This is a genomic window from Aporhodopirellula sallentina SM41, assembly GCF_000346505.1.
GTDB classification, from domain to species: domain Bacteria; phylum Planctomycetota; class Planctomycetia; order Pirellulales; family Pirellulaceae; genus Rhodopirellula; species Rhodopirellula sallentina.
On the sequence record NZ_ANOH01000167.1, the window covers coordinates 1 to 605 of the forward strand.

Here is a 605-nt window from a genome sequence, read left to right on the forward strand (position 1 = left end):
GTTCCTCAATCGAGGTTTGAAGAGCCTCCAAGTCGTCTGCTCGGATTAGTCGCCCATTAGTGTCGTCTTGGACCAAATTTGGCATCCCCGCTACATTCGTCGCTAGCACCGGTTCCCCATCGCCATCGCTTCGAGAACAACATTTGGTAACCCTTCGCGACGGCTACTCAGCGCATAAACGTCTGCGGCTCGATATATCACACGAGGATCAGCGACGAACCCGAGTAGGCGAATTTGATTCTGATGGCCAGTGCTATCGATTAACTTCTGCAACGATTCTCGTTCGGCACTGTCGCCCGCGATTGCCAATCCGACGTCCACCCCCGCATCAATCAAGTTGGCGACTGCTTTGACCAACAGATCGAATCCCTTTTCTTTGGACAGTCGTCCCACGCCGACCACGAGAGGCATACTCGGGTCTACTCCGAGTTTTCGTTTGGCATCGCATGAATCGAATTCGATTTCATAGTCATCTAATGCGATCGCGTTGTCGATTAGGGAGAGGCGGTCTCGAGGTACACCAACTCTAACACAGTCGTCGTAAAGATCCTGCGATACGCAGATCACCTTCCGATAGCGAGGCAAGCATTGACGATCGATAAAGT

At 52.1% G+C, this 605-nt stretch carries 1 protein-coding gene; it reads right to left on the reverse strand.

The features are described from left to right. Positions 1-102: 102 nt before the first annotated feature. The coding region (locus RSSM_RS10890; RefSeq protein WP_144059730.1) for a glycosyltransferase at positions 103-605 on the reverse strand (503 nt) is incomplete at its 5' end.